Source organism: [Micrococcus luteus] ATCC 49442 (assembly GCF_010367585.1).
Classification (GTDB): domain Bacteria; phylum Actinomycetota; class Actinomycetes; order Actinomycetales; family Micrococcaceae; genus Arthrobacter; species Arthrobacter luteus_A.
This window is the reverse complement of the sequence record NZ_JAAAXP010000001.1, coordinates 3,838,614-3,852,875: the sequence shown is the minus strand read 5'-3', so window position 1 is coordinate 3,852,875 and position 14,262 is coordinate 3,838,614. Positions and strand designations below refer to the sequence as shown.

Sequence of the window (14,262 nt, the reverse complement as noted above, 5' to 3'; positions counted from 1 at the left end):
GAAGTAATCCTACATCCCCCTTTAATTATTGAACATTGTCTTAATTTGTGATCTGGATCAATCTCTTATCAGGGCCCTCAAGAAACCCGAGGCACAGAGGAGATGGGAAAAGACCAATGAAGATCGAAGCGGAGTGGATGCGCGGAGGCACCAGCAAGTGCTGGGTGTTCGAAGCCGGGCATCTGAACGACAGCACGAGCCTGGACTCGCTGCTTCCCCGGGTGTTCGGTAGCCCCGACTCGCGGCAGATCGACGGCGTTGGCGGCGCAACATCGACCACCAGCAAAGCGATGATCCTGCACCGCCCCGCCGAGGAGGACATCGACGTCGATTTCACCTTTGCCCAGGTGGGCATCGAAGAAGCCGCCGTGGACTGGGGCAGCAACTGCGGGAACTGCTCGGCCGTAGTGGGCCTGTACGCCATCGAAAAAGGATGGGTGGTCCCCAGCGGGGACGTCACCCGCATCGTCACCCGCAACACCAACACGGGCCAGATCATCGTCCAGCGCGTGGCCACCCCGGCCGGCGCCCTGCCCATCGTTCCCGATGCCCAGATGCCCGGAGTGCCGTTCCCCGGCTACCGCGTGGGGCTCGGCTTCCAGGACCCGGCCGGCAAGACCACCGGAGCGTTGCTTCCCAGCGGTTCAACAACAGACACCATCACCGCAGGGGGGACCCGCTGGACAGTTTCCATGGTCGACGCCGGAGCGCCCGTGGTGATCGTCCGGGCCGAGGACCTGGGCCTGGATGCCGGCCGGTATGACAGCTGGCTGGCCGGCGTGGAACTGCAGCTGGAGACGCTGGAGCAGATCCGGCGGCAGGCGGCGGTGCGCATGGGACTGGCAGCCACCACCGCGTCGGCGGCGCGGGCCATCCCCAAGCTCGCCATTGCTTCCGCCCCCGGCCCCGCGGACACCGGCTGTGACCTGAACGTCATGATGCTGTCCATGGGCCGGCCCCACCCGGCACTGGCTATCACCGGCAGCATCGCCCTGACCCTGGCAGCCCGGACCCCGGGCACGGTGCTGCATGCCATCACCGGCCACACCCTGGGAGCCACGCTGACCCTGCGGACCCCAGCCGGGATCATCGAGACCTGGACCGAGGACCAGGACGGAACCCTTCTCGTGGGCGTCGACCGGACGGCCCGCACCATCGCCACCACCATCATCCATCTCCCCGAGGCCCTCGGCAGCGCCGCCGAAGCCCACCTCGCGGGAGCCACTCATTGAGGAGAACCACCATGACTAAGACTGCGGAACGCACCACCGGCACGGTGGAAGAGACTCAGGACCAGCATTCCGGGCGCCCGGCCCGTCGCCGCCGTATCCTGCTGATGGCGGTGGTCGGTATCACCCTCCTTGGTTTGGTGGCCCTCGTTCTGGCGGGAGGCATCTTCAACCAGGCGCCCACCGCGGAACCGGAGCCGACCATGACCGCTATACAGATCATTCCGCTCATCATCCTCGTGGTGATGTTCGTTGTCGCCACCAAGTGGCCCCTGAACATCGGCGTGATGGGGCTGGTGGCGTCCTTCGGCGTCGGCTATTTCATGCTGGGCATGACGGACAAGGAGATCCTCGCGGATTTCCCGGCCAACATCGTCATCACCATCATCGGTGTCACCTACTTCTTCAGCATGGCGCAGCGCAACGGCACCATCGACATCATCGTCCAGACCTGCGTGCGCCTCGTCAGGGGCAAAACCCTCCTGCTCCCCTGGGTGTTCTTCCTGATGGCCGCAGCCCTCACGGCCCTGGGCACCTTCTCCCCCGCCGCCGTGGCCCTGCTGGCACCGGCCGCGATCGGCCTGGCCTACGAGTCCCGGATCCACCCGGTACTGATGGGCGCCTTCATCATCAACGGTGCCCACGCCGGCGGGTTCTCCCCGCTCTCCGTGGCCGGCGTGCTGGTGCACGACATCGCTGTCAAGAACGGCTTCCCCATCTCCCAGGGCGCACTGTTCACCGCCAGCTTCGCCATCAACCTGATCCTCTCGGTCCTGACTGTGGTGCTGTTCGCCCTGCTGGGCAAGCTCCGCGACGGCGAAGGCGGCCAGCTGGCCGACCTTGCCTCACCCGCCACCGGCCGCCCGCACGGCCAGCAGGTCCTGACGCTCGCACTGATTGGCGCCCTGCTCGTCTGCGCACTGGGCTTCCACATGCCGATCGGCTTTGTGGCCCTCTCCGCCGGTCTTCTCCTTGCGCTGGTCAACATCAAGGAACACCGCACCTTCATCGGCGGCGTCTCCTGGTCCACCGTCCTGCTGGTGGCCGGCATGATCACGTACGTGTCCCTCCTCCAGCACGTGGGCGTCATCGACACCCTCGCCGAGCAGGCACTGGCACTCGGCGCCCCGCTGCTGGTGGCACTGGTCCTCTGCTACGTCATCGGCGTCGGCTCGGCTTTTGCGTCCTCGACGGCGCTGCTCACCGCGTTCATCCCGCTGGCGGGACCGCTGCTGGCCACCAGCTCGCTGAGTGCCTCCGGGACAGTGGCTGCACTGGCCATCGCCGCCACTGTTGTGGACGTCTCACCCTTCTCCACAGACGGCGCCCTGGTGGTGGCCAACGCCCGTGAGGACGACCGGCAGCGCGTCTACAAGCAGCTGATGATGTACGCGGGCGGCGTGGTGCTGGCCGCTCCGGCCCTGGCCTGGGCACTGCTGGTACCCACCGGCATCATGTGAGTTCTCCGGCCGCGCCGGACGCAGGAGCGCGCGCCCGCACACGACGAAGGCAGGACCCGCAAGGGTCCTGCCTTCTGGTGTTTGGCGAAGCCCGCTCAGTCAGTGCTGCACACTCAGGACCGACGTGTCCATGACCCGCCCCTCACGCAGGCTTGTCTGGCACTCAGCCGACCGTCCGGCGACGTCGCCGTGGACGGCAGAGGTAATGGCCTCGACAACGGCGATTTGGCCGGTCGTGTCAGGGACGCCGGGAAACTGCACCTGAGGTGCCTCCACTGCGGCTGCGGGCGCCTCGTTCGTGGCGCGCATGCGAAGAAGCGCTATGGCAGAAATGACGAACCAGGCGACATTCGTGACGACTGACGGCCAGGCCTCGTGGACAGTGCCGTTGACAATAAAAGCGCAGGCACCGACGAGGTTGGCTGCCTGGAATCCCTTGCCGGCCTTCAGCCACCCCATGGACACCGACAGGTACGCACTCAGAATCAGGGCCGCGCCAGTCCAGCCGGCGATTTCCCACAGTACTTCCATGATGTCCTTTCAGGGGTGGTGCCCGGCTGCACCCCTGGGTGGAGGGCAGATGACGGGCTGAATTTTTGTTTTTTCGGGGCTGTTGCCGATTGGCTGAGGCGTGCCCGGATTTGGCTTTCAAAAGCAATTATGAGGACGCGAGGACTGTAGGGCAATTGCATTCTTCTGAAGAGATGGTTTAGAACTACTTAACATGGAAATCGATCCGCGCCGGCTTCGCGTTCTCCTTGCCATCGCCCGCACCGGCGGGGTGCTCGCGGCGGCTGACGAACTGGGGATCACGCCGTCGGCCGTGTCCCAGCAACTCAACAAATTGGAGGACGAGACAGGGCATGCGCTGGTGCTGCGCACGCCCAAAGGCTCAGTCCTGACACCCGCCGGCCTGGCCGTCGCGGAAGCCGGCGAGGAGATCGAACGCGCACTCAGCGTCGCCCGCGCCCGCATTGAAGGCGGGGCCACTGTGGCAGGAGTGGTGCGCGTGGGCGCGTTCACCAGCTTCATCCGGACAGTGATGATCCCCCGCCTGCCCGAGTGGCGCACCCAGTACCCGCAACTGCAGATCCGGATCGTCGAGGACGACTTTCCTGCCATGATGCGGCTGCTCCGCCAGCGCCAGCTCGACGCCGTCGTGGTCGAGCATGATTCGACGACGGCCGATCCGCCTTTGCTCTCCGCCGGAATGACCGAGGAGCCCCTGCTGGACGAACCGTGGAAGCTGGTGGTTCCCTCCGGAGCCCTGCTCACCACCGAGAACATCGACCTTGCCCGGCTGCCGCTTCCGTGGCTCGGCGTCGAGTCCACAGCGGCCAACGCTTTGGTGCTCGGCCGGCTCCGCCGGTCAACGGGCGCCCCGATGGACACGGCACACCAGTACCAGGAAACGCTGACCGCCCTGGCACTCGTCGCGGCGGGTGAGGGCATAGCCATCCTGCCCACGCTGGCCTTAAGCGGCGTGGTCCATGACGGCGTGGACATCCTGGACGTCCCCGGACTCGGAACCCGGCGGATCGTCCTGCGGCGTTTCGACCGGCGGCGGTCAACCAGCGCACCGGTGGATACGGTGGCACGCCTGCTGCGGGAATCGGCTGCGGCCTTCGACACCCGCTCGGCCTCCTGACCGGCTGCACCAAGGTCATGCGTCCCCTGAAAGTGCACTCGTGACGGGTTAGGCAATAGTCTGGCCAGATGGGGACCAAGGCCGTGAACTCCGGTGAGCAGATGGACAGACAGTCGCGCATTCTTGAGGCGGCGCTGGATCTGCTGTCCCGCCACGGGATTTCCGGTGTGAGCATGCGGGCCGTGGCCCGCGAGGCCGGCGTCGCGCTCGGCCTGGTGAATTACTACTACGACGACAAGACCAGCCTGATCCGGGCAGCCCTGCGCCGGGTGGACGAGCACGATCTTCTGCTGGTGGCGCCCGACCCGTCGTCCGGCCCGGACGACCAGCTGCGCAAGGCCCTGCGGCGAGTGGCGGCCGCCGATCTGCTGACCACCCGCTACCTGTCCCTCCGCCTGCACCTGTGGGCCCTCGCCCAGGCGGACGAGGGCTATGCACAAATCAACGCCGAGGCCTTCGACCGCTATCTCGACGGCCTCGCTGCCCTCGTTTCCAACGCCCAGCCCGACCTTTCCTGGGAAGTCTGCCGGGAGCGGGCGGCTGACATTGTGGTCATCCAAAACGGCATGTGGCTGACGGCGCTTCTCGGCGTGGATAAGGCCGCCATCCAGCGAAGCATCGCCCGCACGGAGGAAATCGCCTTCGCGCCGCTTCACGACCACACCGTCTAGGTCCACGGGGTGCACAAGTCCTGAACCACCCGCACCGGGCAGGTCGAGTTCGCGCACGTAGCATTGAACGAGTGTTCAAAAAAACATTGAACACTCGTTCAATGTGCGTTACTGTCCCTCGTATGACTTACGCCACACCAGCCCATGACGTCATTCGAACCGCAACAACCGAGACAGCATCCACCCTGTTCATCAACGGTGCCTGGGAGCCAGCCGCCTCCGGCGCCGTGCGTGCAATCCGCAACCCCGCCGACGGCGAGTTGGTGGCCACCGTGTCCGAGGCCGGCAGGGAGGACGCCGGACGCGCCATCGCCGCAGCCCGTGCAGCCTTCGACTCCGGAATCTGGTCGAACGTCCCGGCACCCGAGCGCGGCACCTTCCTGCTTAAGGTCGCCGCCGGACTGCGCGAACGCCGGGAAAAGTTCGCCCGCGCCGAGTCGCTGGACACAGGCAAGCGCATGGTCGAAAGCCGCATCGACATGGACGACATCGCCGCCTGCTTCGAGTACTTCGGCAGGCTCGCCGGGCAGCAGGCGGGCCGCATCGTCGATGCCGGGAACGCCGCCGTCGTCAGCAAGATCGTCTACGAACCCGTGGGCGTCTGTGGCCTGATCACCCCGTGGAACTACCCCCTGCTCCAGGCGGCGTGGAAGATCGCACCCGCACTCGCGGCAGGCTGCACGTTCGTCCTCAAGCCCTCCGAGCTGACCCCGTCCACCGCCATCCTGGCCATGCAGCTGCTGCAGGACCTCGGCCTGCCGGACGGCGTCGCAAACCTCGTGACCGGAGCCGGCGCGGAGGCGGGCGCTCCGCTCTCCGAACACCCCGCCGTCGACCTCGTCTCCTTCACGGGCGGGCTGGAAACCGGCAAACGGATCGCGGCGGCCGCCGCCGGCACCGTCAAGAAGGTGGCCCTGGAGCTTGGCGGGAAGAACCCCAACGTGGTGTTCGCGGACGCGGACTTCGACGCCGCCGTGGACAACGCCCTGAACGGCGCGTTCGTCCACTCCGGGCAGGTCTGCTCCGCCGGGGCGCGGCTGGTGGTGGAGGAATCGATCGCCGAACGCTTCGTGGACGAGCTGGTCCGCCGCGCGCAAACCATCCGGCTGGGCGGCCCCTTTGACGACGCCGCAGAAACCGGGCCGCTGATTTCCGCGGCACACCGCGACAAAGTCAACGCCTATGTCCAGCGCGGCATCCAGGAGGGTGCGCGGCTGCGGACCGGCGGTGCGGCGCCTGCCGGGGAGAAGTACGACGGCGGGTTCTACTACCAGCCCACCGTCCTGGACCGCGTCACCCGGGGGATGTCCGTGGTCACCGACGAGGCGTTCGGCCCGGTGGTGACCGTGGAAACGTTCCGCACCGAGGACGAAGCGGTGGCCACCGCCAACGACACCGTCTATGGCCTGGCCGGAGCGGTCTGGACCCAGGATGCCGGCAAGGCGCAGCGCGTGGCATCCCGGCTGCGGCACGGCACCGTGTGGATCAACGATTACCACCCCTACCTCCCCCAGGCCGAGTGGGGCGGCTTCGGCCAGTCCGGCGTCGGCCGCGAGCTGGGTCCCACGGGCCTGGCCGAATACCAGGAAGCCAAGCACATCTACCAGAACACCAGCCCGCAGGTCACCGGCTGGTTTGCTGACCACGGCAAGGAGAACTAGATGCACTACGACAACATTGAGGACCTCACCGAGCGCGGGTTCGACTACGTCGTCATCGGCGGCGGATCCGCCGGTGCCGCCGTCGCCGCCCGGCTGAGCGAGGACCCGGACGTGACCGTGGCCCTCGTGGAGGCCGGCCCGGATGACCGCAATCTGCCCGAAATCCTGCAGCTGGACCGGTGGATGGAGCTGCTCGAATCCGGCTACGACTGGGACTACCCGGTGGAACCGCAGGAAAACGGCAACTCGTTCATGCGCCACGCCCGTGCCAAGGTGATGGGCGGCTGCTCCAGCCACAACTCCTGCATCGCCTTCTGGGCACCCCGCGAGGACCTGGACGAGTGGGAGTCCAAGTACGGCGCCACCGGCTGGAATGCCGATGCCGCCTGGCCCCTGTACCAGCGGCTGGAAACCAATGAGGACGCCGGCCCGGACGCACCCCACCACGGGGACTCAGGGCCCGTGCACCTGATGAACGTGCCCCCGGCGGATCCTGCCGGCGTCGCGCTCCTGGACGCCTGCGAACAGACGGGCATTCCCCGGGCAAAGTTCAACACCGGCACCACCGTGGTCAACGGCGCCAACTTCTTCCAGATCAACCGCCGCGCGGACGGCACCCGCTCGTCCAGCTCCGTCGCCTACATCCACCCCATCGTGGACCGCCCCAACTTCACCCTGCTGACCGGCCTGCGCGCCCGCCAGCTGGTGTTCGACGCGGCAAAGCGCTGCACCGGCGTGGACGTGGTGGACTCCGCATTCGGCCGGACCCACCGACTCTCCGCGCACCGCGAGGTGATCCTCTCCACCGGCGCCATCGACTCCCCCAAGCTGCTGATGCTCTCCGGCATCGGCCCGGCCGCGCACCTCGGGCAGCACGGCATCGAGGTGCTGGTGGACTCCCCCGGCGTGGGCGAAAACCTGCAGGACCACCCCGAAGGAGTGGTCCAGTTCGAGGCCAGGCAGCCCATGGTGCAGACCTCCACCCAGTGGTGGGAGATCGGCATCTTCACCCCCACTGAGGACGGCCTGGACCGCCCGGACCTAATGATGCACTACGGGTCCGTCCCGTTCGACATGAATACCCTCCGGCACGGCTACCCCACCACGGAGAACGGCTTCAGCCTCACCCCGAACGTCACGCATGCCCGCTCCCGCGGCACCGTCAGGCTTCGCAGCCGCGATTTCCGCGACAAGCCCATGGTGGATCCGCGCTATTTCACCGATCCCGAGGGCCACGACATGCGAGTCATGGTGGCCGGCATCCGCAAGGCCCGCGAAATCGCCGCCCAGCCCGCTATGGCCGCATGGACCGGCCGCGAGCTCTCGCCCGGGGTCGAGGCGCAGACTGACGAGGAGCTGCGGGAGTACATCCGCAAAACCCACAACACCGTGTACCACCCGGTGGGCACCGTCCGGATGGGAGCGGACGACGACGGCATGTCACCGCTGGATCCCCAGCTGCGGGTCAAGGGCGTCACCGGCCTGCGCGTCGCCGATGCGTCCGTCATGCCTGAACACGTCACCGTCAACCCCAACATCACCGTCATGATGATCGGCGAGCGCTGTGCCGATCTGATCCGCGCCGGCCACACCGGCGGCGCCGAAAAGCTCGCTGCAAAGCTCGCTGAAAAGCTCGCTGAAAAGAAAGAGGAGGACCTCAGCCCGTCCTTCGCCTGAGGGGCACGTTCCGGAGGCTATTGATTTCGCCCGCGTCCAATGGCGTCCGCGGGTTGCATCGCGCGTACTTTTCTGACCTAGGAGTTCACATTTTGGAACCCAGCAAGAGTATTGATTCAAGCGGCATGGATGAGTTCGGCTACACCCAGACCCTGGACCGGAGCATCGGCAAGTTTGCCAGCTTCGCCGCCGGCGTCAGCTACATCTCCATCCTCACCGGCGTCTTCCAACTGTTCTACTTTGGTTTTTCCATGGCCGGCCCGGCGTACGCCTGGTCCTGGCCCATCGTGTTTGTCGGCCAGCTGATGGTGGCCCTGTGTTTCGCCGAACTGGCCGGCCGCTACCCCGTGGCGGGATCGGTCTACAACTGGGCCAAGCGGCTCTCGTCCGGGACGTCGTCCTGGCTGGCGGGCTGGCTGCTGATGCTGTCCTCCATCATGGCGCTGGGGTCAGTGGCACTGGCCCTGCAGCTCACCCTGCCGCAGCTGTGGTCCGGATTCCAGTTCGTCGGTGACGGCACCGGACCCTACGACTTCGCCATGAACGGCGTAATACTGGCCACCATCATGATCACCATCTCCACGCTCATCAACGCATTCGGCGTGAAACTGATGACCAGGATCAACAGCATTGGCGTCTTCGTGGAGCTGATCGCGGCTGTGCTGCTGATCCTCGCGCTGGGCTGGCACACAGTGCGGGGCCCGGAGGTCTTCTTCGACACCGCCGGCTTCGGCGAAGGGCACGACCTCGGCTTCTTCGGCGTCTTCCTCATCGGCGCCATGGCGTCCGGCTACGTCATGTACGGCTTTGATACCGCCAGCTCCCTCGGCGAGGAAACGAAGGACCCCAAGCGCACCGCACCCAAGGCCATCCTGCGCGCCATCACCGCCTCCTTCGTGCTGGGCGGGCTGATCCTGCTCTTCGGCATCCTGGCCGCACCGGACCTGACGGACCCGCAGGTGGGAGCTCCGGACGGCGGGCTCCAGTACATCGTGCTCTCCGTCCTCGGCGGGCCGTTCGGCAAGGCCTTCCTGGCCTGCATCGTGGTGGCCGTGGTGGTCTGCACCCTAGCTGTCCACGCCGCCGCCATCCGCATGATGTTCGCCATGGCCCGGGACAACAACCTGCCGTTCAGCCGGCAGCTCAGCAAGGTGGACCCGGTCCGCAGGACCCCCAAAGTCGCGGCGATCGTGATCGGTATTATGGCCATCATCCCCCTTCTGGTCAACGTGATGCAGCCCGCCATCTTCACCATCCTGTCCAGCATCAGCATCGTCCTGATCTACCTGTCCTACCTCCTGGTCACGGTTCCCCTGCTGCGCAACCGGCTCCTGAAGAAGTGGCCGCTTGCCGACGACGGCTCCGAGCCCGGCTTCAGCCTGGGCAAATGGGGACTGCCCGTAAACATCCTGGCGGTCCTGTGGGGCGCGGCCATGACGGTGAACCTGGTCTGGCCCCGGCCGGAGATCTACAACTCGGTGCCGCCCTTCGAGTGGTACCTGCAGTGGGGCGGCGTGATCTTCGTGGCGGCCGTGATCATCGGCGGGACCATGCTTTACCGCCTGAAGATCCGCCACCAGACAGGGGTGCTGGCAGAGCATGCCGCGGCAGTCGCAGCACATCCGTCGTCGGGCGCCCCGCAGCATCAAGCGCCGCAGCACGAAGCCGCGGAGGATGCCCTGGTCCCCGCGTCGGAAGCGTCGTAACACCCGTACGGAAAACGGCCGACGGCGGCACTCACCTGAGCGCCGCCGTCGACCGTTGCACTTTTGGAACTGCCCGATCGGGCCGCTGCCCTAGACCTCACCACGCCAGGCACCGGTTTCGGTGCCGCGCGATTCGATGAAGTCCTTGAACTTTCGCATGTCGGCCTTGACCTGCATCTCGTCAATCTTCAATGCCGCGCCTGCCTTTTCAGTGGCGGTTTCCGGCGCCCATTCGAAATGGACTCTGACCTTCGTGTGATTGGCATCCAGCGGAGTGAACCTGATGATGCCGGCATGCGACTTGCCGTCGGTGCTGCGCCAGGCGATCCGGTCGTCAGGCTCCTGGTCAACTATTTCGGTATCGAATTCCCGCTGAACGCCACCCACCTTGGTGACCCAGTGGTTGGTGGTGTCGGTCAGCTGGGTTACTGATTCCACACCGGACATGAACTGCGGAAAGGATTCGAACTGGGTCCACTGGTTGTACGCGGTCCGCACCGGAACTGCGACTTCAACGGTCTCTTCAACGTGTTCCATCTGCTTCCTCCCTATGACGGACGGCAGCAACAGCGGACCGGCAGAGCTTGCCATCCTGCCAGTCAGGCAGCCGCCACATTTGCACGATAAATCCGGCGGCCACCGGTGTCCAGACCTTCAAAATTCCCTCGATCTCGGCGCGTGTAACCGCCTGGCACCCTGACGTCACACAACGTGACGGCCTCCAGATCCCGACACGCCACGCCCTACCCTTGAAGCGTGACTTTGACTAAGATCCGCACCGCCGCCGCGAGCTCTCTCGCCGCCGCCGGTCTCCTGCTGACCCTCGCCGCCTGTTCCACACCGGCCGCCACCCCATCCGCCTCTGCGCCGGCTTCCTCTGCAGCGCCTTCCTCCGCGACGGCTTCAGCCAATGCCTCCGAGCCCTGCACCGGCGTGAAGGTCATCGTCGATTCCGGCTCCCTGGAGCAGGCTGCCGCCGATACCTCCGTGTGCGTCCCCGCGGACGGACCCACTCAGGCATCGGCCGTGCTGAGCGACGCTGAGGTGAAGATCGAAGGCACCGCTAAGTACCCCACGAGCTTCGCGTGCCGCGTCAACGGTGTGCCCGCTGCGGACTTCGATATCAAGCACAAGGGTGGCACTATCCGCGAAGTATGCGATGACAAAAACACTGTCTCTTATTGGGCCCTCTGGGTGAAGCCCGCCGCCGGCACGTGGGGTTACGCGCAAGAAGGTCTGGACAGCCTCAAGCTCAACCCGGGAGAGAGCCTCGAGCTGCTCTACACGGTCGACGGCGAACCGGCCGCACCCGCAGCATGACCTTTCGACCCGCGCCGCTACGAGCAGCGGCGGCTCTCGCCGTCGTCTTCATCGCGGCGCGGGTCATTTACCGCATCCTCTTCAACGGGGCGGGACTTGGCGAACCGGTCCTGCTCGACCTCCCGTCGATGCGGCTGCCGGCCCCGTACGCGCATGTGGTTTTTCTCGGCCCGGTCAGCGGACCCGGCCTGTGGGCCGCGGTGGTATCCGCCCTGCCGATTGCCGGGATGTTCCTCGCCTTCGGCCTGCTCAACGCCTGGGTGGACGTGGCCCGCGGCTTCGTGCACCTGGCCCGCCGCGGTCCCATGCAAGGTTTGGCCCGGACGCTTGTGGTGGCGTGGGCGGCGCTTCCGGCGCTTGCCGACGCCGTCACCTCCGTCCGCCTGGCGTTCCGCTTGCGGGGCGAACGGTTCGGCCCCCGCGCCCTGGTGCCCGTGCTCGAGCGCACCCTGGAACACGCGGCCCGGGTTGCCGCGGCGCTGGAGCTGCGCGGCTTCGGGAGCCGGGCGCCGCACTGCGCCGGGAACGACGACGGCGGCCCGCTTCTGGTGCGTGACGCACAGTTCCGCATCGGCGACGCCTCAGTGAACGTCCCGGGATTCACGCCGTCCAGCGGGTCCATCACGGTGATGACCGGCCCGACCGGGTCCGGCAAGTCCACCGTCCTGCGCGGCATCGCCGGCCTCCTCTCCCACGTTGACGGCGGCGCTATCTCCGGCACCGTGCGCGTCGCCGGAGCGGACCGTGCCAGCACGCCGCCGCGCGACACTGCCCGCCACATCGGGGTCGTCCTGCAGAATCCCCGCGCGGCATTCGCCAGCACCCGGGTCCGCGACGAAATCTCCCTCGCCCTTGAGCTGAGAGGCATGCCATCCGCTGCCGCCAAGGACCGGGTGCTCGAGGTCGCGGACCGCATCGGGGTGTCGGCGCTGCTGGACCGGAACATCAGCACCCTCTCCGCGGGTGAGGCAACACTCGTGGCCATCGCGGCCGCGGTGGTGGATGATCCGGCCCTGCTCCTGGTGGACGAGCCCCTGGCCGACCTCGATACCGCGGCCCGCGGTCGCGTCATCGCCGTGCTCAGCGCCCTCGCCCGCGATGCCGGAGTCTGCGTCATCGTGGCGGAGCACCGCGCGGAAGCACTCGTCCCGGTTGCCGACTCCTGGTGGACCATCGAGGACGGCGCCCTGGTGCCGGGTGCCGCGCCTACGGCTTCGGTCCCGGCTGTTGCGCATCCAACACACACTCCGGAAGCGGGGCACGCGCCCGTCCTGGCGGCGGCCAACCTCGCGGTGCACCGCAAGGGCAAGGCGCTCGTGAGCGATGCGTCCCTGACCCTGCACCGCGGCGAAGTGGTGGCCCTGGTGGGACCGAACGGCGCCGGAAAGTCCTCTCTTCTGGTGGCGCTCGCCCTGGGCGAAGGCACGGTCGACGGCGGTACAGTCGACGGAGGCCGGGTCGCCCTGGTGCCGGACGCCTCGGACGACCTCTTCACCAGGGATACGGTCGCAGGAGAGCTCCGCGCGGCCGAGCGCCGCCAGGCCCGCGGAAAAGGCGCCCGGCCCGAACCAGGATCCGCGGCCTCACGCCTGGCCCGGTTGCGCGGAGACGTCCGGATTCCCATCGGGCACGAGCATCCCCGGGATCTCTCGGCCGGAGAGCGCAGGATCCTTGCCATCACGCTGCAGACCATGGACCACCCCCAGGTGCTACTCATCGATGAGCCCACCCGCGGACTCGACCCTGCGGCACGCACTGCGGTCGCGGCTGCGCTGCGGGCGGCCGCGGACGACGGCGCGGCGGTCCTCATTGCCACCCACGACCTCTCCTTTGCCCACAGCCTTGGCGCCCGGATCCTCCCGATGCGTGACGGCGTCGCGCCCTCCACTGCGTCTGAGAAAACAGAAGCCGCGCCGCTCCCACTCCCCCGGCAGGAAAACGCCGGAGGCCGACCACGCGTCACCGAACAACCGGACACGCACGCCCCGGCACGGCAGCACCGCCTCCGGATGCCGCGCGGCGCCGAACTCGCCGTCCTCGCCGCCGCAAATGTCCTGGCCCTCGCAGCGTTCTGCTGGCCGCTGCTGGCCGCCGCCTTCCCCGAGGATGCCGCCGCGGCGCTCCCCTACGCGGCGCTGGCCATCGCGCCGCTCGCCGTCGTCGCCATCGTGGTCTCCCTCGACGGCTCGGTGAGCTCGGCACACACTGTGGCGCTGCTCGGCGTCCTGGCAGCGGTCGGTTCCGCGGTGCGGGTGGCGAGCACCGGCGTCGGGGGCGTGGAGGCGGTCTTTATCCTGCTGATTCTGGCCGGCCGGGCGTTCGGTGCCCGGTTCGGCATGCTCCTGGGCGCCGCCACCATCGCCCTCTCGAGCGCGCTGTGGGGCGGCATCGGGCCGTGGACACCGTTCCAGATCTTCGCCTGCGCGTGGGTGGGCGCGGGGGCCGGCCTGCTCCCGAAGCGGGTGCGGGGCAGGGCCGAGCTGTGGATGCTGTGCGGCTACGGCATCGTGGCGTCCTACCTGTTCGGGCTGCTGACCAACCTGTGGTTCTGGCCCTTTGCGGTGGGCGCCGGCACCGGCATCTCCTACCTGCCCGGCGCGCCGCTGGGCACCAACCTCAGCAGCTTCCTGCTCTACTCGCTGGTGACCTCGACGGCGGGCTGGGACACCCTGCGTGCCGTCACCACCATCATCGGAATCGCCGTGGTGGGGCGGGCCATCCTCGCCGCCCTCCGGCGGGTGAAGCTCGTCTCCGGTCACATCCCAGGGCCTGGCGGGCACGCCGCACAGGCCCAATCCGCCCAAAACCAGCCCGCCCAGCCCAGGGACCGTCTTCACCTGGGCGCCTGAGGACACCGCCGGGAAACCCGGCCAGAGCAGTGCCGTGCCGC

11 protein-coding genes are annotated in these 14,262 nt (G+C 67.4%); 9 read left to right on the top strand and 2 right to left on the bottom strand.

Annotated features, from left to right (window positions below; translation table 11 throughout):
- Positions 1-116 precede the first annotated feature (116 nt).
- Entirely contained in the window at positions 117-1,232 is a 1,116-nt protein-coding gene (locus GUV69_RS17500; protein ID WP_164204744.1) for a PrpF domain-containing protein, read from the top strand.
- 11 nt (positions 1,233-1,243) lie between these two features.
- Positions 1,244-2,689: an SLC13 family permease gene (locus tag GUV69_RS17495; protein WP_164204742.1), complete on the top strand. Its 1,446-nt coding sequence runs from the start codon at positions 1,244-1,246 to the stop codon at positions 2,687-2,689.
- Positions 2,690-2,788: 99 nt separating this feature from the next.
- On the opposite strand, the gene GUV69_RS17490 is transcribed toward GUV69_RS17495, so the two are convergent.
- The gene (locus GUV69_RS17490; RefSeq protein ID WP_164204740.1) at positions 2,789-3,220 is read right to left on the bottom strand and encodes a CBU_0592 family membrane protein; all 432 of its coding nucleotides are present in this window, start codon (positions 3,218-3,220) and stop codon (positions 2,789-2,791) included.
- A gap of 193 nt (positions 3,221-3,413) precedes the next feature.
- Here GUV69_RS17490 and GUV69_RS17485 point away from each other — a divergent pair, with 193 nt between their 5' ends.
- The 5 genes from GUV69_RS17485 to GUV69_RS17465 all read left to right on the top strand — a co-directional run bounded on the left by GUV69_RS17485 (position 3,414) and on the right by GUV69_RS17465 (position 10,052).
- Positions 3,414-4,337 carry a LysR family transcriptional regulator gene (locus tag GUV69_RS17485; RefSeq protein WP_164204738.1) on the top strand — a complete coding sequence of 308 codons (924 nt, stop codon included), beginning with the start codon at positions 3,414-3,416 and terminating at the stop codon, positions 4,335-4,337.
- 68 nt (positions 4,338-4,405) lie between these two features.
- Positions 4,406-5,008, top strand: coding sequence for a TetR/AcrR family transcriptional regulator (locus GUV69_RS17480; RefSeq protein WP_164204736.1), 603 nt, complete (start codon positions 4,406-4,408; stop codon positions 5,006-5,008).
- A gap of 122 nt (positions 5,009-5,130) precedes the next feature.
- Positions 5,131-6,669: an aldehyde dehydrogenase family protein gene (locus tag GUV69_RS17475; protein WP_164204734.1), complete on the top strand. Its 1,539-nt coding sequence runs from the start codon at positions 5,131-5,133 to the stop codon at positions 6,667-6,669.
- Complete coding sequence (locus GUV69_RS17470; RefSeq protein WP_164204731.1) at positions 6,670-8,346, top strand: GMC family oxidoreductase; 1,677 nt, start codon at positions 6,670-6,672, stop codon at positions 8,344-8,346.
- A gap of 125 nt (positions 8,347-8,471) precedes the next feature.
- Complete coding sequence (locus GUV69_RS17465) at positions 8,472-10,052, top strand: APC family permease (protein ID WP_164206724.1); 1,581 nt, start codon at positions 8,472-8,474, stop codon at positions 10,050-10,052.
- Positions 10,053-10,142: 90 nt separating this feature from the next.
- On the opposite strand, the gene GUV69_RS17460 is transcribed toward GUV69_RS17465, so the two are convergent.
- A complete protein-coding gene (locus GUV69_RS17460; protein ID WP_164204729.1) occupies positions 10,143-10,589 on the bottom strand; it encodes an SRPBCC family protein in 447 nt (148 codons plus the stop codon).
- Between the two features lie 219 nt (positions 10,590-10,808).
- On the opposite strand from GUV69_RS17460, the gene GUV69_RS17455 reads away from it, so the two are divergent.
- Together GUV69_RS17455 and GUV69_RS17450 are read left to right on the top strand one after the other, a co-directional pair.
- Positions 10,809-11,372, top strand: coding sequence for a hypothetical protein (locus tag GUV69_RS17455; RefSeq protein ID WP_164204727.1), 564 nt, complete (start codon positions 10,809-10,811; stop codon positions 11,370-11,372).
- Positions 11,369-14,221, top strand: a complete 2,853-nt coding sequence (locus GUV69_RS17450; RefSeq protein ID WP_164204725.1) for an ATP-binding cassette domain-containing protein — start codon at positions 11,369-11,371, stop codon at positions 14,219-14,221. The genes GUV69_RS17455 and GUV69_RS17450 overlap by 4 nt, the downstream gene beginning before the upstream one ends.
- Positions 14,222-14,262 lie beyond the last annotated feature (41 nt).

Bases quoted from the DNA above. Each gene is read 5' to 3' on its own strand.
- GUV69_RS17500 (WP_164204744.1), top strand. From the start codon at position 117: ATGAAGATCGAAGCGGAGTGGATGCGCGGAGGCACCAGCAAGTGCTGG.
- GUV69_RS17495 (WP_164204742.1), top strand. From the start codon at position 1,244: ATGACTAAGACTGCGGAACGCACCACCGGCACGGTGGAAGAGACTCAG.
- GUV69_RS17490 (WP_164204740.1), bottom strand. From the start codon at position 3,220: ATGGAAGTACTGTGGGAAATCGCCGGCTGGACTGGCGCGGCCCTGATT.
- GUV69_RS17485 (WP_164204738.1), top strand. From the start codon at position 3,414: ATGGAAATCGATCCGCGCCGGCTTCGCGTTCTCCTTGCCATCGCCCGC.
- GUV69_RS17480 (WP_164204736.1), top strand. From the start codon at position 4,406: ATGGGGACCAAGGCCGTGAACTCCGGTGAGCAGATGGACAGACAGTCG.
- GUV69_RS17475 (WP_164204734.1), top strand. From the start codon at position 5,131: ATGACTTACGCCACACCAGCCCATGACGTCATTCGAACCGCAACAACC.
- GUV69_RS17470 (WP_164204731.1), top strand. From the start codon at position 6,670: ATGCACTACGACAACATTGAGGACCTCACCGAGCGCGGGTTCGACTAC.
- GUV69_RS17465 (WP_164206724.1), top strand. From the start codon at position 8,472: ATGGATGAGTTCGGCTACACCCAGACCCTGGACCGGAGCATCGGCAAG.
- GUV69_RS17460 (WP_164204729.1), bottom strand. From the start codon at position 10,589: ATGGAACACGTTGAAGAGACCGTTGAAGTCGCAGTTCCGGTGCGGACC.
- GUV69_RS17450 (WP_164204725.1), top strand. From the start codon at position 11,369: ATGACCTTTCGACCCGCGCCGCTACGAGCAGCGGCGGCTCTCGCCGTC.